Source organism: Paenibacillus amylolyticus (genome assembly GCF_001570725.1).
GTDB classification, from domain to species: domain Bacteria; phylum Bacillota; class Bacilli; order Paenibacillales; family Paenibacillaceae; genus Paenibacillus; species Paenibacillus amylolyticus_A.
On the sequence record NZ_BCNV01000001.1, the window covers coordinates 785,285 to 809,222 of the forward strand.

The following is a 23,938-nucleotide window of genomic DNA, read 5'->3' on the forward strand; positions in this document are numbered from 1 at the left end:
TATCCATTAGAAGAATGAACGTTTATCGAAGAGTGGGGGAGGCGGTGTGATGAGCACCAGAGAGAAGCAAACATTGACGATTCTGCACACCAATGACATCCACAGTCACTTCGGCTCCATGAGCACCATCGCCGCTATGATCAATGAGGAACGTGAACAAGGTGGAAACCTCCTTGTATTGGATATTGGCGATCATATGGACCGTATGGCCGTTGAGACAGAAGGGACGCTGGGCACGGCTAACGTGGATGTGATCAATCTGACGGGCTACGATGCTATAACCATTGGGAATAACGAAGGATTGACCTTTACGCCTGATCAGCTCGCACAGTCCTACGCTGGACTTCTGTGTCCGGTAGTGTGCGGCAATGTCGTGGAACAAGCCACTGACCTTCCGCCAGTATGGATGAAACCTTCTCTTATCGTGGAGAAAGGTCCATTTCGCATTGGTTTGCTGGGAGCTACTGCGCCCTTCACTACCTTCTATGAACTGCTAGGATGGGATGTTCTGGATCCGATGGAGACGTTAAAAGCTCAAGTTGAAGCATTACGTCATGAAGTGGATGTGGTGATTATTCTCTCACATCTGGGACTTTCCACGGATCGGAGACTGGCGGAGCAGATTGCTGGAATTGATGTTATTCTCGGTGGGCATACCCATCATGTTCTCGAAGAACCATTAGTCATTGGTCAGACCGTGCTGGGCGCAGCCGGCAAATTCGGCCAATGGCTCGGTAAAGTGGTTCTGGAACGAACAAGCATGGCAAAACCTCTTGAACTGGTAAGCAGCGGATGTGTTGCTGCCGATAGTATATTACTGGATGATCAAGTCTCTCTGGCAATCGCCACGAATCGCACGGAAGCCGAAAGGGCACTGGATCAGACGGCCGTGATTACGGACCGGATGCTGCCCATCCAGTATGATCGGGAGTCTCCATTTGCCACATTACTTGCGCAAGCTGTTCGTCAATTTACAGGAGCTCAGTTGTCTCTGGTGAATGCGGGCCAGCTTCTCGGAGATCTGCCACAGGGAAATGTTACAAAAGGAATGTTGCATTCCCTATGTCCATCTCCTATAAATGCTTGTACAATATGCTTGAGTGGAAGTCATATTCGTGAAGCACTTGAGCAGTCCTTGTTGGACGAGTTTTCCGGTAAAGCCATTGTCGGATTTGGTTTTCGTGGTCAACTTCTCGGCACGCTGTGTATGGATGGAATGGAAGTTCAATACAATCCACATGCCCCAGCCTATGAGAAAATTCAGACCATTTACATCAATGGGGAGCCTATGAACGATCAATGTGAGTATATCGTTGGAACACTGGACATGTTTACGTTCAATGTGGGGTATCCTTCTCTTGCTCATGGAACCGGTACGCTCTATCATCTTCCGGAATTCATACGCGATTTGCTGGAACTGGAATTAAAACGACCAGGGGCGCTGGACGACAGCCTGCGAGCCCGCTGGCATGAAACTAAATAAAGGACTTGCCTTCTGCTGTAGCGGCGGCTAGTGGTAATTACATCTACGGAGCGGGAGAGGATAGGCTGTGCGTTTAGTACATATAAACTTATTGCAGCCTGGCATGAAGCTGGGGAAACGTATTTATAGTGAAGAAGGCCTGGTATTACTTAGTGAGGATGTTGAGCTGACGAGCCGACTGATTGGGCGTCTCAAGGATCTTGGGGTCGGTTATGTGTATATCAAAGATGCTGCGACCGAGGATATCATTGTTCCAGATATGTTGCAGGAAGAGACTCGAAGGAAGGCACTGGTAGAGATCAAGCAGCAATTTCAGAGCATGTCCGGTATGAAAACGAAGAATCAGATTCCTCATTTCGGCAAAGCGCTTAGTGGTGTGATGAATACCATTCTGGAAGACATCGGCAGTCAGAAGGAAGCCATGATTATGCTGATGGACATGAACTCCAGTGATTTTGACCTGTATAATCATTCGCTGAATGTATGTGTGTATACACTGGTTCTTGGTGTCGCTTCGGGGTACACACGCCAGCAATTAATGGAGATTGGTCTGGGTGCCTTGTTGCATGATATTGGTAAAACACAGATTGCACCAGAAATCCTGAACAAACCCTCCAGATTGAGTGACGAGGAATTCAAAATCATTCAGCAGCACACTACATATGGTCACCGCATTCTCAAAGACGAGCCAGGTATTCCGCTTCTATCTGCGCATTGTGCGTTACAGCATCATGAACGAATTGATGGCAGCGGATATCCCTTTGGCCTGAAGGATAAAGAGATTCATGAGTATGCCAAGTGGATTGCGCTTGCTGATTCGTATGATGCCATGACGACGAATCGGGTGTACAAGCAAGCTTTGCTGCCACATCAGGCCGTAGAGGTGCTGTATACTGGCTCAGGAACGCTTTATGAACAACGCATGCTGGAGAAGTTCAGAGATTGTGTAGCAATCTACCCTGTGGGTCTTTCAGTTACGCTCAGTACAGGAGAAGTCGGGGTCGTCGCATCGATTCATTCACGCGTTCCTCAACGTCCGCTGATCCGGGTTCTCAAGGATGCGGAGGGCCAGACCTTATCTTCGCCTTATGAAATCAACCTTCTGACAGCACTGTCTGTGATGATTACAGGTGTAGAGGGTGTGGAGGATACACCTTCATCTGCCCAAAGTGAACGGTTGGAAAGCTGAACAAGCTTGGAAATGATTAGCGCTCATGTCGTAATATCGGGGCCGTTTCGTGATTCGGCCCGGAGTTACCTGAGTGTTTTTTGTCATGTAATGGACAGGGTCTACGTATGCCGAAGCAATCAAAATTGTGCTATGATAAAAGATAACTCCAAAAAGAGAAACACAAGGTATGATGTAAATAAAACTTTTTAGGTTAATAAAAGGAATAAGGTGAAGAACAATGACCATGCTAAACTCAGGATCGGTACAACCGATGCCTTTATCTCCGACGAATGATCCGTGGGATCCGATCGGCTCTCTGCGTACATATGGACGCCATGTGTTGACCAGTGTAGAAATGACTGTGACACATCTGTGCAACATGAGGTGTGAGCACTGTGCCGTGGGAGATATGCTTACGATGCGTGAAGCACCGGCTCTTCCGTTACCCCTGATGCTGAAACGATTGGATGAAGTCGAGCATCTGCAGACGATTAGTCTGACGGGAGGCGAGCCAAGCTTTAGCCAGAAAACAGTGGATGAGATGATTATTCCACTGCTTAAATATGCCAAGGAACGTGGAATTCGTTCCCAGATCAATTCCAACTTAACGCTGGATATTAGCCGATATGAGCAACTTTTGCCGTATCTGGACGTTATGCATATCTCATTCAACTACCTGAATGCTGACGATTTCCATCAAGTCGGATTTGCGAATAGTGGCAGACCTGTGAAACGTGAAGTAGCGGTGAAGATGTATGAGAAAATGATTGAAAATTCCCGTAAATTAAGTGAAGCAGGCATGTTTATCTCTGCCGAGTCCATGATTAACTTCCGTACACACGACAAACTGGATGGTATTCATCAATTGATTCGTGAGATGGGCTGTGTTCGTCATGAGGTGCATCCGATGTATAATTCGAACTTTGCTTCTTCCCTGCCTGTGTTATCACTGGACCATATGAGAGCAGCGATTCATCGTTTGCTTGATGTGCGTGACAAGGATATGTGGATGCTCTTCGGAACCCTGCCATTCTTCGCGTGCAGTGCCGCAGAGCAGGATCGGGAACTGATCAACCGACTATACAGCGAGCCAAATGTGACGGTACGCAATGATCCGGACGGACGTAACCGGGTTAACGTCAACATGTTTACGGGCAATGTGTATGTGACGGATTTTGCAGACATCCCGGCATTTGGCAACATTCGTGATCGCAAACTGGATGATGTGTTCCATGAATGGTCAGCTGAACATCCGTTGAATCAAACGGTCAACTGCCATTGTGATATCGCATCCTGTTGCGGACCAAACCTGCTGGTGGCAGATATGTATTACAAAGGTGTGGATTTCAAATCGAGAAAGGCAATCACACGTTGATATTCCAGGTGTATTCCTGAAATAGATAGAAAAGGGGAGTTTCAACTTGGATATTCATACCGAATTTCATCTTGGGCAGCTGGTATTTAATCTGGTCTGTGTCTTTTTGCTCGTATTTTTGAATGGCGTATTTGTCGCAGCGGAATTTTCCCTTGTGAAAGTAAGGCAGACACGCTTAACTCAATTGCAGAGTGAAGGAAACCGTATGGCTGGTTACGCATTGAAGGTGAATAGTAAACTGGATTCCTATCTATCGGCAACTCAGTTCGGGATTACACTGACATCGCTTGGACTCGGGTGGCTGGGAGAACCGGCCATCTCCGAATTGCTCGTTGAGCCACTAATGTATAAGATCGGCGTAGGTGATACAGGGCTTATATCGACAGTGTCTGTCATTATCGGTTTCTGTATCATTACGTTTCTGCATATTGTGCTGGGTGAGCTTGCGCCTAAGTCATTGGCAATTCAAAAAACAGACGGAGTGGCATTGTTTTTGTCTGCACCCTTGCTGTTGTTCTACAAAATCTTCTTCCCCTTCATCTGGGTACTGAATGTATCGGCTAATGCATTGCTGCGTTTGGCGGGTATCGAGCCTGCCAGCGAAGGAGAAGCACACTCGGAAGATGAACTTCGTATTCTGATGAAGCAGAGTGCCAAGAGTGGTGTCATCGATAAAGATGAGATCAAACTGATGGACAACATCTTTGATTTCTCCGATATGCTGGCACGTGAAGTGATGCTGCCACGTACAGACATGGATTGCCTGTATACCCATATGTCTTTGGAAGAAAACCTGAAGATTATTAATGCAACCAAGCATTCCCGGTATCCTGTGGCAGTGGAAGACAAGGATGAGATTATCGGATTTATCCACATCACTGATCTGTTGCTGGCTGACCCGGAGCAACAACATGATCTCGCTTCACTTGTCCGTCCGATCTTGAACGTTCCTGAATCCATGGAAATCAGCCATGTGCTTCGTCTGATGCAGAAGAAGCATTCCCAGATGACACTGGTGGTTGACGAATATGGCGGTACGGCGGGGCTGCTAACAGCCGAAGAGATTCTGGAAGAGATCGTTGGAGACCTGTATGACGAATTTGAGGATGAGCGTCCGCATATGGAACGCAGTGGTGATTCATTTTCCGTTGATGGTCGATCCCTTATTGAAGAGGTTCATAAGTGGACCGGAGCCGTCATTGAGGATGAAGAGGTGGATACCATTGGCGGATGGCTGTTCAAAGAGCTTGGAGGAAGTCCGGCCAAGGGCAGAACGCAGGAAATGAACGGATACGTCTTTGAGGTGGAAGAATCCACTCGTTTGCGAATAACCCGGGTTCGAGTGTACAAGCAATCTGTCCCTCAAGATATGAAATCGGAAGAAAAACCGGCAGAATAGTTCTCGTTACAGGACGCAGATTATAGAAGAAATCTGCAAAGATAGAGACCTTCGGAAGTTACCTGAAAAGGTAGCGAACCGAGGGTCTTTTTTTATTGGAGTGAGAAAGCGGAGAATTTCTGGGCTTCGTTCAGGCGAATTTCGGATTAACTTTGGGGACAGCGTCATATGGTTATAGTGACGGGAAATGGGAAGGACCTCAGTGGTATTCAGTTGCACCAATGATGTAATAAGGAGGCGTTGTTCTGTGAAAGATCCGCAGCTTCGTGCTTACGCCCCTTTTGTGGGGCCGTTTGATCCTTGTCCGCCGGTAGCGATTCGGACGTATCTGGTACCTCCGCAATTGTTTATTCCATTTCAGCCCATGGGCTGGCCGCAGTACAGTCCGGCAGAAGCGTTAAGATTGGGAACCTTATGGCCTGCATTGTACAGCCCTTATACACCGGCGAGATCGAAGGGAAGGAAGGTGGAAGTGGATGGAACCTGAAGTGCCGAAACCCTGTGACGCTAAATACTACGAATTGCTTGAAGAACTTCAGGCGCTGGATTTCGTGTTAGTGGAACTGAATCTGTACCTGGACACCCATCCAGGAGACTTCCAAAGCATTGAGCAGTACAACAAGTTCAGCCAGGAGCGAATGCGGGTAGCGCATGAATTTCAACAGTTGTACGGACCGTTGATGAACTTTGGGCATGCGTTCTCCAAATATCCGTGGGAATGGTCTCAGACACCTTGGCCATGGCAAGTGTGACGCATCGGCCCCGGGTTTCCTCGCAAGACTATCAGTTCGGGAAGCTCGGGGCGGCCGAAGAAGGGGTGTATTTTGATAACGTAGAGGGAGGCGTCTGGCATGTGGGTGTATGAGAAAAAACTGCAATATCCCGTAAGGGTTAGTAAATGTGATCCTCATATGGCAAAATTGCTAGCGGAACAGTACGGAGGAGCGGATGGGGAACTCGCGGCGGCACTGCGGTATTTGAACCAGCGATATACGATTCCGGACAAAATTATTGGGCTACTGACGGACATAGGCACGGAGGAATTCGCTCACTTGGAAATGATTGCCACCATGATCTACAAGTTGACAAAGGACGCTTCGGTGGAGCAGTTGCAGGAAGCGGGACTTGGGCCGAACTATGCGCAGCGTGATTCTGCCTTGTTTTATACGAATTCCTCGGGAGTACCATTTACAGCAGCTTATATCGCTTCAAAAGGTGATCCGATCGCGGATTTGTACGAGGACATTGCAGCAGAAGAGAAAGCCAGGGCTACATATCAATGGTTGATCGACCTGACCGATGACGTGGATCTGCAGGATAGTCTGAAGTTTCTGCGGGAACGGGAGATTGTACATTCCTTGCGTTTCCGGGAGGCGGTAGAGATTCTGAAAGACGATCGGGAGACGAAAAAGATTTTCTGAACAGGTGAAAATAGGAACCTAGCAGTCCGATGAGGGCTGCTTTTTGCTTTGAAGTTATAGAGACGAAAAGAAGTTACGCGTGCTGAGATGTGGATTGCTTCCCAATAAAAAAGACGATCCACTTTGGAAGAAAAGGGATCGTCCTGGTTATTATTTTGGCGAATAAAGGCCTAATACTCTACCACCATGGCAACATTTTGCCACCCGGCTCCAACGGTCCAGAAGAGCACTTTGTCACCACGCTGAATCTGACCTGATGTAACCGCTCGATGCAATGCGATGAATGGACTGCTGGTGGAGGTATACCCGAATTCGTCTCCGATGTAGACGGCAATATCATCACCGATGCCAACGTTCGCGGAGACAGCCCGAATGTTTCCAATGGATAGTTGAGAGAAGCAGGCGGCTTTGATCTCGTCTGGTCCAATCTCGTTACGTGTCAGCAGGGTACGAATGGACTCCGAAGCGGCATCCACGCAGATGGAATCATCAAATGGGATGAATTTCACATGAAAAGCACCTGCATCTACACCCGTTTTGCCCAGTTTCGCCAGGCCTTCTGCAGGAAAGAGTGAGTTACCATACACACAGGTATCCGTCTGATAGATGGAATCAATGAAACCGACAGCTTGTTCATCCCGCTCAACAATAACCGCTGCAGATGCATCACCGAAATTGGCGAAGTATACGGGATCATCCGGACTAGCGTGAGGAGCCACGTAATCCGAGCCGACGATTAAGGCACGCCGAATTCGAGGATTGCCCAGCATCTGCCGGCTAACCTGTTCAAAAGCAGCGGTCATGCCTGCACAGTTCGCGTTACTGTCAATGCAGATCGTGTGAGAAGCTCCGTTAATCAGGCGATGAATCATCAGGGAATTCGTAGGAAAGATGTATTCTGGCGTTTGGCTTGCATAAGCAATCAGATCAATATCTGCACCGGTAAGTCCGGTTTTTTCCAGTAGATTACTGGCTGCCTCAAAGGCCATGCTTAGTGAGTTTTCGTCATCATTGTCAATTTTATAACGTGTATCACGACCAAGTGCCTTTAACAATCCACGAATATCTACACCTCTTGCATCAAAATGTTCAATATAAAAATCATTGTGCACCTTGGTTGCTGGATGATAGATATCGATATCTACAATACGAATTCCGGCCATCTTCATTCTCCTCTTGAGCGGAAGGGTGAATTCACAGCTTGTCCGCCTGGTTTATTAAGTGGTAACGGTAGATATGATTTCGAGATTGTCCAGGCCTACAGACCGACCAAGTCGGGACAATTGCATTTTTAGAATCGCGTTGTTCTCGAGGGTCAACACGACTTTTTTATATTCGTCTTTTTTGAACATTTGAAGGCAGCCTTCCAAAAGAGGAACAATCTCCGGAGCAGTAACATTCAACTTTTTGCAATCGATGTTCAAGTCATACTCCTTGGTGTTAATAGGAGCGATCGTATCCTGATAGGCCGAGATGGAACGCAAACCGTCTTCTTGAGAGAAAGAACCCTCCAGTTCAATGTTTAACACCTTGTTCGGAACGTCAGTCTTAAGAATGAAATTTCCCATGCTTGATCTCTCTCCTTTAAATGAGTTAAGGCTATCCTGCTAATGGATACACAGCCCGTGAGACCTCTGCTGAAAGCTTCTAAGATGAGAGCTGGTTTGAAGGATAATTTAACCACATTATAAAGGTAGGAATGTAAAAAGATCAATAAAAAAGTCGAATGGTGTATAAAAATGTAGAAAAGTGAATTACTGTATTTCTTTCAAGGTGGTAAGCAATATATTAAATGCACTTATAATGCGTGGAGCACCTACACAAGGCGCAAGATGTAGCAATATTCCCTTGAGCTGATCCACGGTCACTCCCACGCTGAGAGCCATCGTGTAATGCACCCCCAATTGTTCATACTGTCCTTGAGTGATCAACGAAGAGATAATGGCAACTTCCTTCCATTGATCCGTAATCGTGGTGCGCTGAAAAATATCCCCATATGCCGTCCCCATAATAAATTCGGATAATTCGGGAAAATGCTCTTTGATGGGGGCGAGGGCTTTAGCGCCGTACTCACCAGAAAGTTTAGCAAAACGGTCCAGTCCCTGAGCCACATGTTCACTCATGATATGCTCCTCCTAATTCAAAGTTACGGTGCGATGAGCTGTAGGTGGAATCTCGTCGCGATCGGTCAGTAGCTCAATGACAGCCACCTGATTCAACGTTTGTGCTGTGTTCAGCGCAGATGAGAATTCGGCAAGGGTTTCTGCACGGAATGCAACAGCACCCAGAGATTCGGCAAACTTGGCTGCGTCCATAGGAACTTCAAATAGGGTGCCATCGATTCTGCCTGTTGTTTTTTCCATTCCTTTGAGTGCCATATCCAGTTGTTTGTTGTTGACGACAATAAAAATAACATCCAGATTGTTGCATACTGCGGCATTGATCTCCGTGCCAAGCATCATAAAGCATCCGTCACCGGTGATGCATACGACGGTCTCTTCAGGTGAAGCGGCTTTCGCACCTATCGCCATACCAATGGCATTACCCATACATGCAAAGTACGCGTCAAACACAAAGCTGCCAGGTTTCTTGACTTTATATCGCTGAACCGCATGAAATCCATGGCTGCCATCATCGACAAACAGCTTATGATCGTAAGGAAGCAGTTCACTCATCCCGTCCAGCACAGAAGCCAGAGACAAGCGGGGCAGATCCGGTAAAGGTACAGTGTAATCTATGGGGGCCGTGCTTCTCTTTGGAGAAGAATGCTCTACGAGTGTTCCCAGCAAATATTGCATGTTGTCTTTCAAATCACCCGTGATATGTAAGGTTTGAGCGCTCAGAATCTTACCGACAAACGTAGGATCTGCGTCGAATTGAATGAGATGTTCCGGGTGGTTCTCAGGCTTTAAGTTGCAGATGGTCATATCACTCAGACGTGAACCGAGCACGATATAGAGATCACTTTGGTTCAGCATGTCGTCTGCATGCGGGAAACCTCCAACACCACAAGGTCCATGGTACAGGGGATGGTCCCACGCAATTGCTCCTTTTCCACCAGGAGTCGTAATGACGGGAATGTTGAACGATTCGGCCAAATGAAGCAATTCATCGTGAGCTCTGGCGCGACTTACACCTTTACCAGCAATAATTAAGGGACGTTTGGATTGTTGAATTAGAGGAAGAATGCGATTCAGGTTAGATACGCTAAGAAGAGGTTCCGGTTCGGGAATGACAATCCGGCATTGAGATAACAATTCAGTCTGTACGTCAAAAGGTAGACAGAGGTGAACAGGGCCTTTATTGGGGCCAAGTGCAATGGAAAGGGCATGATTCAGTAGGGTGCCGAAGTGATCTCCGCGTTCTACCAGTTTACTGAACAGCGTGGCAGGCCTGAACATCTCGGCCAGATCAGCCAGATAGGAAGAGGAATCCTGACACTGGGGAAGCCCCAGTTCCTGAATGGATTGATGACCTGTAATCAACAGTACGGGCAGATTGTTGGCCTTCGCATGGGCTGCGGCAGTAAGCAGATTGGTTCCGCCCGGACCGGATGTGGCAAAAGCAACGCCAAGCTTGCCCGTCTGAAGGGCATAACCAGATGCGGCAAAACCTGAGCTGGATTCATGACGGCCTGGAATGAATTCTAATCCGTAATCCACCATCTTCAGGACAGCAGGACAGATGGATTTACCAATAATACCAAAGACATGAGTAACGCCTAGATTACGCAGAGTTTCTGCCAAATAGTCCGCAACTGTTCTCATGCGGGACACCTCGCTTCATGAAATAGGTTATTAGAACCATACGCGTATTCCATTATTTGAATGCAAGTCGTTGTCTAAGGTTGTCAGAGGAAATATATGCTTGTTATTAGGAAGAGTATCTTTTTTTGTGGTTTTTTGTCAACCTATTTTGTAAGTCGAAGTTCCTGATTCTTAAGTTGGTAACGCTTAAAGTGTTGCTGGGTAAAGCGAAAATAAATGGTTATATATTCCTGCAACAAATTACCTAATCGAAACACAGATACAATTAATGTAAAATAATGACTAAAAATGGTGGTTTTCAGTCGTGAAATAACATCGCAGAAAGAGGGGGCTCTTTTTTTCGCAATAGTGTATAGCGTTGGCAATACGTCGCTTTCTGCTATACTGGAATGGATTGGGGTGAATGAAGTGACAGTGATGAAGATGGCTTTGATTGGGCTGGGTAAAATGGGATTACATATGGTTCATCAAGTTGAGAATACGAAGATGGACACGAAGATTGAGATTGTAGCGGTGTGTGATGCGAATGAGGAAGGTCTGGCGGCTTTTGCAGATTCTCATCCGGGGGTTAGGACGTATACGGATTACAAGCAATTGATGAATGAACATCAGATTGATCTGCTGTATATTGCAGTTCCGCCGAAATTTCATCATCCGGTTGTCATGGAGGCGCTGGAGCGAAAAATACATGTGTTCTGTGAGAAACCGCTTGCCAATAGTGTGGAAGAAGCGAAAGAGATGCTGGATGCAGCGCAACAATCGGGTGTCGTTCATGCCATCCATTTCTCTATGCCACATGAACCTTCAGTATTGAAGCTGCAAGAGATGATCGAGCAGGGCACCGTGGGCACGATTCGCAAAATAGACCTGATTCTGCAATTCCCACAGTGGCCACGATCATGGCAACAGAATGCATGGATTACGAGCCGTGAACAGGGCGGATTTATTCTTGAAGTGGGAATTCACTGGATTCATATGATTCAAAAAGTGTTTGGTGCAGTCCGGGTAGTAAAGACTCAGGTTCAATATCCCGAAAATGGGGATTGTGAGCTTGAAGTACAGGCTGCTCTGGAACTGGAAGATGGAACCCGAATTCAGCTAAACGGTATTTCTCAATTTGCCGGGGAAGAACGTGTATCCATGGTGGTATATGGCACAGAAGGTACGATTGCTCTGGAAAATTGGGATGAACTGAAGAGTGGCCTGGTGGGGCAACCACTATCTCCAGTGGAAGTGCTTGAATCCGCCAGTGAACTGCCTGTTCTTAAACATGTCATTGCCCGTATACAAGGCAAACCGGCCAGAATATATGATTTTAATGATGGGTATCAGGCGCAATTGGTGCTTGAAGCACTACGGAACACGGAACAATCGAGATAAGAAAAGGAGTGCTCAGGTTTTTCAGATAGAGGTGCCGGCACACCATTTCCTGATTCAGCTCTCCTTAACACAAAGAAGCATCGCAGAGGCTCGTGTGAGTCTGTCTGCGATGCTTCTTTGCTTTGATATATGCAATATGATCCAGCTATATAGATACTCAATCAGTAGGTTGAGTCCGGTTACGCAAGCTTGAATCGTTTAACCAGTTGATCAAGCGCGTCGGACATTTCATTTAACTGTTTGGATGTATCCGACATTTCCTGGAGAGAAGCAAGTTGCTCCTCCGTCATCGCGGATACTTCTTCCGTGGCTGATGCCGTATCTTCCACTACAGCCGATACTTCGGTGATGGACTTCATTACAGCCTCACTTCCGGAAGTTAGTTCCTCGACAACAGCGGATACATCCAGCACCTCACCACTGAGATCATGAATATGCTGAGTAATGGTTGAAAAAGCATTACCTGCATCCTCGATAGTTTGCAATCCTTCATTCACATGAAGTGTGCTCTCATCAACCACCTGCACCGTACTTTGAACACCTGCTACTACGGTTTCCAATATACTTGTGATCTCTTTGGCTGAGGTTGCGCTTTGGTCAGCAAGATTACGGATTTCCGAGGCAACAACGGCGAATCCACGTCCATTTTCCCCGGCGCGAGCAGCTTCAATTCCGGCATTAAGTGCAAGCAGATTGGTTTGTCTTGCAATACCTGACATGGAATCTGCAATGTTGATCACTTGATCAGACATCTTCGAAATGTCGTTAATGGCTTCCTGTACGGAGAGGAAGGATTGCTCAATGGAACTCATTTTGCCTACAGCATTATCAATACGCTGTTGCCCATCCACAGCAATGGATTCCGTACGCACGGCACGTTCAGCCACATCAGCTGCCGAGGAGGCGACCCGATTAAGCCCAGTGAGGGATTGCTGCATCGCAGCTACCATTGTTTGAGTTAGAGCAACCTGTTCGTCGGCGCCTTCAGCGACGCGTTCCATAGCAGTAGCAACTTCTTTTCCGGCAATATGACTATCGGAGACCCCTTTATCCAATCGATCCGAAGCTGTGCTCAGAGTCATGGCATTGCTCTGAACGTCCAGCATCATTTGCTGCAAACCAGCGAGCATGATATTGGCTGACTCCGCAAGTTCACGAGTTTCGTCTCTCATTGGGGTAGCGATTCTCAGCGTCAGGTCACCATTGGAAGAACCGATGTCATTCAGGGCTTGCTTCACAGTACGGATGTTTCTGACAATGGCACGGGACAAAATTAACGCAGTGATGAAGGAAATAATGGCGACAACGAGAAGTGCCCCGTACAGTTCCAAGTTCAGTATTTTGTTTTTCTGCTTGAGTGCTTCTGTACGGGTGTCGGTCAGCGTAAGCTCGTTGGTACGAAACGTATCAAGGGCGGAGCGTATTTGGTCCATGTCTCGTTTACCTGGATCATCGGCAAAGAAATCTAGAATGGCTGGGGTATTATTCGCTTGGCGAAGGGCGATTACAGGTTCACCAGCGATCTGAATCCAGTTCTCCATATTACTATGTATGTCTTCCAAGAGTGCGGTTTGGGCCGGGTTGTCCGAAATTAATAACGCAAGTTCATCTTTGAGCGTACCCAGCTCTTCTTTTCCTTTGGTGTAGGGATCGAGGTAATTGTCCTCACCAGTAATGACGTAACCGCGTTGCCCCGTTTCCATGTCTACCATGTTTCTTTCGAGCTCATAGGTTAGGGCATGAACTCTCATATCGTGATCGACCAGAAAATCCAGTTCCTCTTGAAGCTTACTTGTACTGCTCTGAATCAGGAGAATGCAGCCGGCAAGTACAGCCAGTACAAGCAAATAACCCAATCCGATCTTATAAAAAATTTTGAAAGTCCTGCGCTTATTCATGTTTGTTATTCCTCTCTATGGGGTATATGTAATTGTCGAAAAAACTGGAAATTTGATTTTCATAGGCCTTTAGATCTGATGTCTAAAGCACTATTTTTTAGTATTATACGTAAAGGAAGTTTGTTTGTACATAGTTTGTTTAACTTTCATATAATGTTTGTTGTTTTTGTATAAGGTTAGGGTTACTGAGGTTTTACAATCGTTGGTTTACACGTTCAGATGTTATGTTTATCATGGAAAGGGAACAATTCAGATGACATATACATATCCCAATCCGAAAGGAACATTGGACATGACCAAAGAGACGGTATTACGCAAACCGGAAGCGATGATTTTTGACATGGATGGTACGCTGTTCCAGACAGAGACCCTGTTGTTGCCAGCGTACCAGCAGTTATTTGATACATTACGTGCTGAAGGACATTTTGAAGGTGAAACCCCACCAGAGGAACGGATGCTGGGAAGTTTGGGCATGTTGCTCGAAGATATATGGAAAGTCGTTATGCCTGAGGCGTCGGAAGCGGCACATCGTCGTGCAGACGAACTACTGCTTCAACTGGAGATTGAGGGGCTCGATGAAGGTAGCTCCCAATTGTATCCTGGAGTGAAAGAAACGCTACAAGCATTGAAAGACCAAGGAATACGGCTGTTTGTCGCCAGTAATGGGCTGGAGGATTATGTGAAGGGGGTAGCGTTCGCACACGAGATTATGCCTTTCTTTGAAGGGGTATACAGTGCAGGCCAGTACAAGACGCCCTCCAAAATCAATTTAGTACAGATTCTGCTGGAGAAACATCGGATTCAGGACGCCTGGATGGTCGGGGATCGCTCCTCTGATGTGGAAGCGGGTAAAATGAACCATCAGACGGTCATCGGCTGTGCCTATGCCGGATTCGGTCGTGATGAGGAGCTAGCAGGCTCGGATGCGCTGATCTCTGATTTTAAGGAACTACTGCGTCTGTATGATGAAGCGGAATAAGCGAATCAACGGATAAGAATGTCGATAATCATACGAGAGCGCCCAACCCGATATGTATCAGCGGGTTGGGCGCTCTTATTCGTGATCAACAAGATCATCTCTTTTTGCGTGCTTTCTTCAATGCAGATGTTCTGTTGCTTGCAAGCCGGGTGGTTCTGATTTGTTTGACTGGGCGACTTGCCCGGTTACGGTATACCCATAATGCATATTCAAGTGGCTGAGTGATGGCCTTATAATACATATCCCGCTCACCGATGCGGGCGAATACTTCACGTGCAGGCTTGGGGTTAACTTCGAGCAGGTAGATACGACCGCTCTTGTCAATCGCCAAATCCAGTGCCAGCTCGCATAAGTCCCCATAGGTATCTTCCAGAAACGAAGCGACATCAATACCGAATTTCTCGGCCGTCGTGTTAATTTCTGCTCGAAGTTCTTCGTCAGGGATCCATTGCTTCATGAGTCGATTCATCGCTACAGCCTGACCGCCGCCATGCAGATTGGAGGTTACACTTTTCTCTGCACCCATGCGTCCTGCACATCCGGTAAGTTCCCAATGACCCTCGCCGTTCTTCTGAACCAGCATGCGGTAATCATGCACCCGTCCATTGGGAAGCTGAAGTTGAATGCCCTTCTGTACAAGATATTTGTCTTTCATATTCCAGTGTTGGAGCAACGCACCTAGGCGTGATAGATGGACTTTGCGTGGCGTGATAATACGACGCTTCTGATCCCGTCCCTGAACAAGGACGGTATTCGCCTCGCTACTGCTGCGTTCAACGCGCAGAATACCACGTCCGCCGGTTCCGTTAATGGGTTTCAGGTAGACCAGAGAAGACGCTTTGAGCATCCGGTTCACATCGGACATATCCTGAAATAACACCGTTTCCGGCAGGTGTTCACGAAAGTTGGCTTTTTCCGAAAGGGTCTGATGGATGGTCCATTTATTACGCAGTGGTCTGTTCAGAAAGAGCAGATGTCCATATTTCTCCCGAAAAGCAAGCAGTTGCTGGAATCTGCGGTTACGCTGAATCCGGCAGCGATCAAAGATCAGATCCGGGAATGATCGCCATTCCCGAGACCAGCCTTTTTCCTCATGAAAAACCATCGCCTCAATCTGTTTGCCTCCTGGGTGTACGTCGGCAGGTGTGAATACATAGATATCGAGTCCCCGCTTGCGCCCCTCAAGAATCATTCTGCGATAGATGCTTCGTTCTTCAAGAGCGCGATGTTCATTTAAGTACAACGTCATAATGCCCAGAACAGGTGAGGACACAAACAATCACCTTCTTTTTGCAGTATTCCTGTCTATCATCGTTTGGACTGACGGGCAAGATAAGCGCTGTAGTGAAATATACGTTCCAGTGACCGCCGCCTGATCTGTGGTTCATCGAACTTCATGGGCTTCGCATTGGCTTCGAAGAACCAGATTTCCCCCAGATCATCAATGCCCAGGTCCATGGACATCTCTCCGAGCGTGTAACCTGACCCTCGTTCTACCTGTCTTGCGATCATCAATGAAGTGGATTTCACACGTTTCATCAGGGTAGTTGTCATTTCTTCGCCGAAAAGTTCGGTCAACAGCTTCTCGGGATCCTCCACACTTCCTCCGCGCGGCACATGAGTGGTAATGCTGCGGGAGCCAGCAAGTCTCGCACCTACACCGGTTACGCTCCATTGACCCTTGCTGTTCTTTTGTACAAGAACACGCAAATCGAAAGGACGTTTACGAGAGGAAGCCAGTTCAATGCCTTGTTGCATAATGTAGGGCGTAAGCCCGGTTTCTTTGCGAATTCGTGCCCATAACTTGGCGAGTGTAGCCGTCTTATAGGTCGTGCTTTTCCGTGTGGTCTGTATTTTAAGCCGATAGGGAAGGCGCTCTTTTTCCTGGAATTTCAGCATCATGATTCCTTTGCCAGCTTTGCCACTCTCGGGCTTGAGGTACAGATAGGGATGTGTCCGCAGAACGGCACCGAGAGAAGAAGCGCTGCGCATCCGCCGAGTATGGGGAATCAGTTGCTGAGTCGATTTGGATTTCTTGAGCCATTCGAACAGGTTCCATTTATTGAAGAAGAATGGGTTATACAGTTCGATTCCCGATTGCATGCATTCGTCAATTTTGCGCTGAACGGAAGGTTTTCCTTCATCTTCACGGTTGGGAATACGATTGTATAGCACATGGGGAAGGGGGAAAGGCTGTGAAACCCACTTTCCACTCCCCTTGTTGTACGTATATCCTTTCACGGTGGGACCACTCACGTTCAGATCCCGCACAGTCACAATGTACACCACATATCCCATGCTCTCGCCTGTCTGCAGAATATCCTGAAAATTTTGATGATTCCCCCTGAACATCCGCTGATTATCATGCATGGTCAAAACAGCAATGACAGGTTTGAAATCATCATGAAGGCTCATCAAATGCCTTCCTTCTTCCGGAACTTGCTCAAATACAGGCAGTGTTCCAAAATGTGCTCCACCGACGATTTTCCCTCCACCCGGAGTGAAGGGTGACGGAAAATGGAGCGCCCGGGTTTGGCGTTCGCTTCGAACATCCATACATGTTCCTCCTGATCAATGCCCAGATCAAAGCCAATCTCACCAATCAGATGCTGGTGCTGGGTTTCAATCGCCTGGGCCAGTGTAATAGCGACGGATTTGGCCTGCTGAAGAACTTCTCCCGAACGGTCGCCGAAGTTGCGACTGAGAGCTTGCTCAGGGGTCATTAGGGAGCCACCATTTTTGATGTGTGTTGTGACGCTGCCACGTCCTGCCTTTTTGGCGCCAATTCCGACAACAACCCATTGATTGTTACCATTTTTGTGCATGTGAAAACGAAAATCAATCGGACATTCATCAATCTCAATCAGTCGTATTCCCTGTTGAACGACATATCCGCGAAGTTGTTTGCCGTGTCTTCCCTGAAGCATGCGCATCAGACTGTTGAACGACCCGAAGCGCAGGAGAGCATTACCACCTTTTTTGCGATAACGCGCGAAATATCCACGTTTTGGCGAGTAGGTCAGGCGATAGATCCCATTCCCCAGACTTCCGGCAGTAGGCTTATAGTAGACAAACTGATGGCGTTCCAGCATTTCTTTCATCTGTTCCACCGACGGATTGGTAATCGATTCAGGGATATACCGTCCTGCTGTCGGTTCATTTTCCAGCAATGTATAGATATCCGATTTGTTGAAGAAGCTCCAGTTGAAGAATGGAATTTTCCGGCGAATAAATCGCTCCCGCAGTTGGTTAATCGCTGGTGAGAAGTCTGAACGGCGGCTCGGCAACCGGTTGTAAACGACATCGGGCAGGGGTACCGTTCTGCGGGTGAAGCTTCCGTTATCATTCAGAAAAAAACCGGATACCGTCTCGTTCTGCCAGTTAATATCCCGGGGAGTAAAGGCATAAATATAGGATTTCCGGCTGCCTTCCCGGAGTAACTGTTTGATGAACCCTGTACGGGAACCGAATGGATTCGTGCTTGTCGAAGGCCCATCGGAGAGTACGCCGATCAGTGGACCTAACTGGACTTCATCATTTTGCAAGTTCCGGAGATAAATACTGCCCCGTTTGGGAACGTTCATCAGATTACGGATGCCTGAAGCGAGATAGAGATGTTTACCTGCTTTTTTGATTGGTTTGATCGTCGCAGGCACCCGGTCACGCCCGAAGCGAAGGTTCACCGTTTTTTTGCCGGACAGGTTGAGGCTCTTCATTAAAGCGTTCGATACATAAACCACTTTATCCGGTTGCTTGGTGAAATGCAGATTGCAAAAGGTCAAACTCATGATTTATCCTCCTATCCTGAAAAGATCCTTGTGCTCCATGGCAAGCGGGCGCTGCGGGCCTCAGCCGCCGTGAATCGGGATGGGTTTCAGGCCAGCTTTGCTGGATGTATTCGGCATTTTCATTGGACGAATGATGTCCGTGAGAACATGTTGTTGCAACAGATAACGGGCATAGGCAAGCGGCCGGGTATAAGTCAGGGCATGCATGCGTCGGTCGCCCGCTTCTGCGAATGAGGTGCGGCCTGGTTTGGAATTGACTTCAATTAGCCAGAGTTGACCATCGGCATCTGCTCCAAAATCAAGCCCCAATTCGGCTAGCCTGCCGAAACGACTCTCCAGCAGGGTGGGGATAAGAGCGGCAGTCTGCCGGATGCTCTTCAGCAGAGCTTCCGTGCGGACCGTTCCATATCGCTGGAGCAGATATGCATGGGCGGGATATGCTCTACCGCCTCCGTGAAGATTCGACGTGAGCGAGCCCACGGGTCCTTCTCGCACCATACATCCTGTCAGCGTCCAGCGACCTTGCCCGTTCTTTTGCATTAGAGCCCGTATGTCGAACGATCTTCCTTGATGGCTGAGCTCCAGATAGGGCTGCACGATCATCTTGCGCTCAGCCTGAAGTGTTGCCAGCCAGGAAGATACGGCCTGAGTGTGATCGAAGGTGATACAAAATTTTTCATTATCCGCGTTACGACCCTCCACGATCCATGTGGCTGGAGTCGCTCCCAGAGACAGGCGAAAGGTATTCTTGCCATGGGTACCTGATACCGGTTTGAAAAACAGCCCCATGGGCCAACGTTCCAGCCATGTTTCCCAGGGGATATGCAACCCGATCCGAGTTGTCGGTGCAAGTTTTGCCCGCAATTCAGGATTTCGGGACAGCACACGGTGCACTTCCCATTTTCCTGGCAGGGAAGCAGACCAATAACGGTGCTGATCTGTGCCATTGGTGGATATCCGTTCCTTGAGCTGCTGTCTGACGTTTCTGGGTAGGGGCCGAAGACAACGGTCCATGATGAGGTCGACTGTAGGAATAAGGATCTTCTCCCACGTCCCTTGATGATAGGCATATCCCCATTGAAGAGGGGAATGGGCTGCATCAACCGATATCGGGATCACAATAACCTGAAGGGCATATCGCATACTCCCCAGACTGAGACGACGGCAGAAAAGTTCATCCGTGAAGGGAGGTGAGCCTTCGGTCGCACGTACCAGAATGGCCAGTGTTTTTGTCTGAGCTGATGGAAACATTATGCTGCACCTCTCTTCTATCAGATTTGTGTCCAATAGGGAATCACTTTTCAAAACCCGGCCAGGTACGTGGAGTATTCCAGCATGGCTTTGACCGAAGGACGGATCTTGCTCTCACTCAGTGGTGTATTGTCGTTCTTGGATGGTTTCGAGTTGACTTCAAGCAGCCATACGCGTCCAGTGGAATCCAGGGCCAGATCAATACCAAGTTCTCCAAAGTGAGCAGGGATGGCACTCTCGATCCCTTTGGCGATATCCAGTGCTGCCGTGTGCAATCCTGCATATGCGGAAGCTTTGGCCGATCCGGACAACTGTGTTTTGGCAACGGCTTCCTTCACGGTACTGAGACTTCCACCCCGTGCCAGATTGGATACGTAGTGACTCCCGCCTGCAATCCGGGCAACGATGGAGGTTACACTCCATTTTCCGGTACGGTTTTTTTGCACGAGCGCACGGAAATCCACGGGTCTGCCACTGTGATCAATGAGAGTCAGCCCTTGTTGGATCTGGTAACGCGTTGTTTTCATTTTCCCAGACAGACTGGCATACAGTTTATCCAGAGAAGCATACGTTTGTTTCCGGGTACCCCCGACGCCAGTCGCCAGAGTCAAGAAACTTCCGTCCGTCTGACGTGAGACCCGGATGATGCCTTTGCCCAATGAACCGCGAACTGGCTTCAAAAATACAACCGGATGTCGGTTACACATGGTCTTGAGCATGGAGGATGTCTTGAGCAAATGGGACTCGGGAAGAACTCGTTTAAGCGTTGAAATGGACTTGAGTGCGTCAAATACTTCGTTTTTGTCCAGAAACTTTTCATTGAAGGTTTGCGTGCCGTAGAGCGATTTTACTTCTTTCATAAAATGCTGTACGCTAGGTTTGTTCTCAAGCTTGCGGGACGTTAGCCGGTTATTGACGACGTCTGCTACAGGCAGAACAGTCTTTTTCCAGCCGTCATCATACACCCAGCCTTTCATATAACCCGTTACCGCTCCAATATCCTCCGGTGTGAAAAAGGATACATAGGCGCCCTGCTTACGGCAGGCGTTCACCAGTTCTTGACAGAACATCGTGATGGAGCCAAAGGGCCGATCGGGCTGATCGGGATAATCCTGGCTAACCAGTACACTGATGTAGGGTCCAAGGCGAAGCGTACGGCTGGCTGAACGATAGGATACCCTCAGGACCGAACGCGGAACAAGACCGGTCTTGCTGGCAACCGTCTGATTGATGCGCAGTCCGTCATACCTTGGTACCGGAATGACAGTGACTTCTCGGCGGAAAGAGCCAAATTGCAGCTGAAGCGGCCTTCCTGAAGGGATTTTAAGTGCCTTGAGCACCCCTTCGCCCAGCATGATGACGTCGTCCTGCAGGATGCCCGAGCCGGTAACCTGAATCGTTACTTTTTTAGTGGACATCACGGATCTCCTTCCGGGCGGCAACTTGATGTCTGATCTCGAAGTTGAACGGCATCTGAACATGGCATGTGCTTCATCATATGAGGACATATAACCCTTGGTGATTGACCCATATGGATTAAATGCATTTCATTAGGGGTACGTTATCGAAGGCTTGTTTCAGATCGCCCTTGTTTGACAGGAGAGAAAAGCGTGTATTAACACGGATGAACAAACCAATCTGAGGAGGAATAATAGTGAACATTTATGACAAAGCCAATGATTTGGCCAAAGCACTGAGAGAAAGCAGCGAGGTGGAAGAGATTACTTCCGCGATGAAGCTGATTGAAGCTGATCCGGATGCAAAAGCAATGCTGGATAACTTCCGTGATCAACAGATGGAATTGCAACAACGCATGATGAGCGGGGATATGCCGGCTCCGGATGAAATGGAAAAAATGGAAAAGCTGTTTGAAGTACTGAGCTTGAACCTGAACATCCGTCGTTTGTTTGATGCAGAGCGTCGCCTCAGTGTCATCATTGAAGACGTGAACAAAATTATTGCAGACAGCCTGGGTCATCTGTACGGTGGCGCTGAAGCGTAAATGCTTGTCTTGTTTTTTTACCTAAACCTTTCATATTAGCTCCTTATCGTTCATAGACTAGACATATAGAGTTGATCAAGAACGAAGGAGCTGTGAAGGGTGAAGAGGTTGAAAAAAGCAAAACATGTGATCTATCTGCTTATCGCGTTGTCGATGCTGGTCATTGCACTGCCGCGGATTTCCTTTGCTGGAGGAATGGACTGGGTTAATATTTTTGGCATCGTATGGGTGCTGTTCTCTTTATTAATCGTTGGTGCACATCTGCATTTTATTCTCGGTGTGGATGAAGAGAAGAAACGTGCACTGGAAGCTGTTCGCCGGGCGAAGCTGCGGCAGTGGGAGATGAAACTGCTGGACAAGCAAGAGCGGAGCAAGTCTGTATAAGGAATAGCATTACATTCAGTATGCCAGGGCAGGGCCGACAGATTCGGTTCTGTCACTGGAAAAAAGACCGGATTCCCCTTCATATCAGGGGGTCCGGTCTTTTGTGTACATATAAGATTAGAGATCAATCGGATGATTGAATTCAAGCGGTGGATTTCCCTATGAGAATGGGGCAGGAGATGGGGTTATTTTCCTAAGGGCGTGTTATAATAGATACAGTATAGTACAGATGCATCTTCGGGGGTGGTACAGATGGACGGACAAGAAGAGAACGTAACGAAGCATGAACAGTTACTTCAACATATTGAACAACTGAAGGTTGGCAGTAAAATATCGGTACGTGGACTTGCGCGGGAGCTGGGCGTAAGTGAAGGGACAGCTTATCGTGCGGTGAAAGAGGCCGAGAACTTCGGGCTGGTCGTGACCAAGGAACGAATTGGGACCGTGCGGATTGAGAAGAGACCTCGGGGCATGTCGGAGCAGTTGACCTTTGCGGATGTTGTGACCATTGTGGAGGGCCATGTGTTGGGCGGAAACGAGGGCCTCGCCAAACCGCTGCACAAGTATGTGATCGGTGCGATGAAAGAACAGGCGATGGCCCGTTATATTGACGCTGGGAGTTTGCTGATTGTAGGTAACCGGGAGGATGCTCATTCTCTTGCCCTCGAACAGGGAGCGGGTGTGTTGATTACAGGTGGTTTCGGGACAAGCCGTGAAGTAAGAATTATGGCTGACGAGCTTGGGCTACCAATTATTTCATCCAGACATGATACATTCACGGTGGCTTCAATGATTAACCGTGCGATCTTCGACCGGCTGATTAAGAAAAAAATTATGCTTGTTGAGGATATCATCGGTCAGAAACCTCGCTTGCAGGTGCTGAAGGTGACCAGTTCAGCCGCAGATTTTCATATGCTGGTTTCGGAAACGGGAGAACACCGCTTCCCGGTGGTGGATGAATGGAACCGGGTCATCGGCATTGTGAGTCTGAAGGATGTCAGTGAGCTTACGGCAGATCAGAGTATTGAGAAATGCGTGATACGCCGCCCGATTACGGCCTCACTGCAGACTTCACTCGCTTCAGCAGCCCAGATTATGACCTGGGAAGGCATCGACTTTCTGCCGATCGTGGACCGGAACCGCAAACTGATTGCGTCCGTCACACGCAAGGAAGTACTACAGGCCATGCGGGATGCCCAGAAGCAGCCCCAACTGGGAGAGACGTTTGATCATCTGATCTGGAATGGGTTTGCCGAGGAACGCGGAGAACAGAATGAACTGTTATTTCACGGATTCATCATTCCCCAGATGGCAACCGACCTGGGGACGATCTCGGAAGGTGTTCTGTTGAATGTGATGACTCAGGCCGGCAGGCGGGCAGCTTGGGATGTAACAGGGAACGACCATGTGGTGGATAATGTGACGACTTATTTTGTAAGGCCCGTACAGATTGAAGATCAGATTCTGGTTCGACCGGTTATTCTGGAAACGAGCCGTCGTACATGCAAGATGGACATTGTGGTGACCCGTGAAGGCAGTGTGGTATGTAAAGCGGTCATGACATTACAATCCATTGATCATGCCTAATCGGGCGAATGATTCCAGGCATAGACAAAGAGAGTACTCCTGATCGAGAAGCA

23 protein-coding genes are annotated in these 23,938 nt (G+C 48.0%); 13 read left to right on the forward strand and 10 right to left on the reverse strand.

Annotation, left to right across the window (positions count from 1 at the left end):
- The first annotated feature begins 49 nt into the window (after positions 1–49).
- The 8 genes from PAHA3_RS03715 (at position 50) to PAHA3_RS03745 (ending at position 6,849) form a co-directional block, all read left to right on the forward strand.
- Complete coding sequence (locus PAHA3_RS03715; RefSeq protein ID WP_062833531.1) at positions 50–1,483, forward strand: bifunctional metallophosphatase/5'-nucleotidase; 1,434 nt, start codon at positions 50–52, stop codon at positions 1,481–1,483.
- A 67-nt stretch (positions 1,484–1,550) separates the two neighbouring features.
- A complete protein-coding gene (locus PAHA3_RS03720) occupies positions 1,551–2,672 on the forward strand; it encodes an HD-GYP domain-containing protein (protein ID WP_062833532.1) in 1,122 nt (373 codons plus the stop codon).
- A 220-nt stretch (positions 2,673–2,892) separates the two neighbouring features.
- Complete coding sequence (yfkAB, locus tag PAHA3_RS03725; RefSeq protein WP_091032604.1) at positions 2,893–4,029, forward strand: radical SAM/CxCxxxxC motif protein YfkAB; 1,137 nt, start codon at positions 2,893–2,895, stop codon at positions 4,027–4,029.
- Positions 4,030–4,075: 46 nt separating this feature from the next.
- Positions 4,076–5,428, forward strand: a complete 1,353-nt coding sequence (locus tag PAHA3_RS03730; protein WP_062833533.1) for a hemolysin family protein — start codon at positions 4,076–4,078, stop codon at positions 5,426–5,428.
- Positions 5,429–5,675: 247 nt separating this feature from the next.
- Complete coding sequence (locus tag PAHA3_RS03735; RefSeq protein WP_036609912.1) at positions 5,676–5,915, forward strand: spore coat associated protein CotJA; 240 nt, start codon at positions 5,676–5,678, stop codon at positions 5,913–5,915.
- Positions 5,905–6,180, forward strand: a complete 276-nt coding sequence (locus PAHA3_RS03740; protein ID WP_036609910.1) for a spore coat protein CotJB — start codon at positions 5,905–5,907, stop codon at positions 6,178–6,180. The genes PAHA3_RS03735 and PAHA3_RS03740 overlap by 11 nt, the downstream gene beginning before the upstream one ends.
- Complete coding sequence (locus tag PAHA3_RS31060) at positions 6,168–6,293, forward strand: hypothetical protein (RefSeq protein WP_268801798.1); 126 nt, start codon at positions 6,168–6,170, stop codon at positions 6,291–6,293. Before PAHA3_RS03740 ends, PAHA3_RS31060 begins: the two co-directional genes overlap by 13 nt.
- A complete protein-coding gene (locus tag PAHA3_RS03745) occupies positions 6,280–6,849 on the forward strand; it encodes a manganese catalase family protein (protein ID WP_017689524.1) in 570 nt (189 codons plus the stop codon). The genes PAHA3_RS31060 and PAHA3_RS03745 overlap by 14 nt, the downstream gene beginning before the upstream one ends.
- Positions 6,850–7,019: 170 nt before the next feature.
- Here PAHA3_RS03745 and PAHA3_RS03750 read toward each other — a convergent pair whose 3' ends face one another.
- The 4 genes from PAHA3_RS03750 to PAHA3_RS03765 all read right to left on the reverse strand — a co-directional run bounded on the left by PAHA3_RS03750 (position 7,020) and on the right by PAHA3_RS03765 (position 10,616).
- On the reverse strand, positions 7,020–8,012 hold the full coding sequence (locus PAHA3_RS03750) for a 3-oxoacyl-[acyl-carrier-protein] synthase III C-terminal domain-containing protein (RefSeq protein WP_062833534.1): 993 nt from the start codon (positions 8,010–8,012) through the stop codon (positions 7,020–7,022).
- A 54-nt stretch (positions 8,013–8,066) separates the two neighbouring features.
- Positions 8,067–8,417 (reverse strand): hypothetical protein, encoded by a 351-nt coding sequence (locus PAHA3_RS03755; RefSeq protein ID WP_062833535.1) that lies wholly within the window; start codon positions 8,415–8,417, stop codon positions 8,067–8,069.
- A gap of 186 nt (positions 8,418–8,603) precedes the next feature.
- The gene (locus PAHA3_RS03760) at positions 8,604–8,972 is read right to left on the reverse strand and encodes a carboxymuconolactone decarboxylase family protein (protein ID WP_062833536.1); all 369 of its coding nucleotides are present in this window, start codon (positions 8,970–8,972) and stop codon (positions 8,604–8,606) included.
- Positions 8,973–8,984: 12 nt separating this feature from the next.
- The gene (locus tag PAHA3_RS03765) at positions 8,985–10,616 is read right to left on the reverse strand and encodes a thiamine pyrophosphate-binding protein (protein ID WP_062833537.1); all 1,632 of its coding nucleotides are present in this window, start codon (positions 10,614–10,616) and stop codon (positions 8,985–8,987) included.
- A gap of 348 nt (positions 10,617–10,964) precedes the next feature.
- Here PAHA3_RS03765 and PAHA3_RS03770 point away from each other — a divergent pair, with 348 nt between their 5' ends.
- Positions 10,965–11,996 (forward strand): Gfo/Idh/MocA family protein, encoded by a 1,032-nt coding sequence (locus PAHA3_RS03770; protein WP_371327898.1) that lies wholly within the window; start codon positions 10,965–10,967, stop codon positions 11,994–11,996.
- A gap of 179 nt (positions 11,997–12,175) precedes the next feature.
- Here the strand turns inward: PAHA3_RS03770 and PAHA3_RS03775 are convergent, their stop codons facing one another.
- Positions 12,176–13,894, reverse strand: coding sequence for a methyl-accepting chemotaxis protein (locus tag PAHA3_RS03775; RefSeq protein WP_062833538.1), 1,719 nt, complete (start codon positions 13,892–13,894; stop codon positions 12,176–12,178).
- 292 nt (positions 13,895–14,186) lie between these two features.
- Here PAHA3_RS03775 and PAHA3_RS03780 point away from each other — a divergent pair, with 292 nt between their 5' ends.
- Positions 14,187–14,873, forward strand: coding sequence for an HAD family hydrolase (locus PAHA3_RS03780; protein ID WP_062835962.1), 687 nt, complete (start codon positions 14,187–14,189; stop codon positions 14,871–14,873).
- Positions 14,874–14,967: 94 nt separating this feature from the next.
- Here PAHA3_RS03780 and PAHA3_RS03785 read toward each other — a convergent pair whose 3' ends face one another.
- Genes PAHA3_RS03785 through PAHA3_RS03805 form a run of 5 tightly spaced genes read right to left on the reverse strand, consistent with a single transcriptional unit; the run spans position 14,968 to position 21,330 of the window.
- Positions 14,968–16,146, reverse strand: a complete 1,179-nt coding sequence (locus tag PAHA3_RS03785) for a YheC/YheD family endospore coat-associated protein (protein ID WP_235599366.1) — start codon at positions 16,144–16,146, stop codon at positions 14,968–14,970.
- 35 nt (positions 16,147–16,181) lie between these two features.
- Positions 16,182–17,288: a YheC/YheD family endospore coat-associated protein gene (locus PAHA3_RS03790; protein WP_062833539.1), complete on the reverse strand. Its 1,107-nt coding sequence runs from the start codon at positions 17,286–17,288 to the stop codon at positions 16,182–16,184.
- Entirely contained in the window at positions 17,288–18,661 is a 1,374-nt protein-coding gene (locus PAHA3_RS03795; RefSeq protein WP_062833540.1) for a YheC/YheD family endospore coat-associated protein, read from the reverse strand. Before PAHA3_RS03795 ends, PAHA3_RS03790 begins: the two co-directional genes overlap by 1 nt.
- A 60-nt stretch (positions 18,662–18,721) precedes the next feature.
- On the reverse strand, positions 18,722–19,912 hold the full coding sequence (locus PAHA3_RS03800; protein WP_062833541.1) for a YheC/YheD family endospore coat-associated protein: 1,191 nt from the start codon (positions 19,910–19,912) through the stop codon (positions 18,722–18,724).
- A gap of 50 nt (positions 19,913–19,962) precedes the next feature.
- Entirely contained in the window at positions 19,963–21,330 is a 1,368-nt protein-coding gene (locus PAHA3_RS03805) for a YheC/YheD family endospore coat-associated protein (RefSeq protein WP_062833542.1), read from the reverse strand.
- 236 nt (positions 21,331–21,566) lie between these two features.
- Between PAHA3_RS03805 and PAHA3_RS03810 the strand changes: the two genes are divergently transcribed.
- The 3 genes from PAHA3_RS03810 to PAHA3_RS03820 all read left to right on the forward strand — a co-directional run bounded on the left by PAHA3_RS03810 (position 21,567) and on the right by PAHA3_RS03820 (position 23,885).
- Positions 21,567–21,914, forward strand: a complete 348-nt coding sequence (locus tag PAHA3_RS03810) for a YlbF family regulator (protein ID WP_036609862.1) — start codon at positions 21,567–21,569, stop codon at positions 21,912–21,914.
- A 99-nt stretch (positions 21,915–22,013) separates the two neighbouring features.
- A complete protein-coding gene (locus tag PAHA3_RS03815) occupies positions 22,014–22,298 on the forward strand; it encodes a hypothetical protein (protein WP_139331819.1) in 285 nt (94 codons plus the stop codon).
- 252 nt (positions 22,299–22,550) lie between these two features.
- Positions 22,551–23,885 carry a DRTGG domain-containing protein gene (locus tag PAHA3_RS03820; protein ID WP_062833543.1) on the forward strand — a complete coding sequence of 445 codons (1,335 nt, stop codon included), beginning with the start codon at positions 22,551–22,553 and terminating at the stop codon, positions 23,883–23,885.
- Positions 23,886–23,938: the final 53 nt, after the last annotated feature.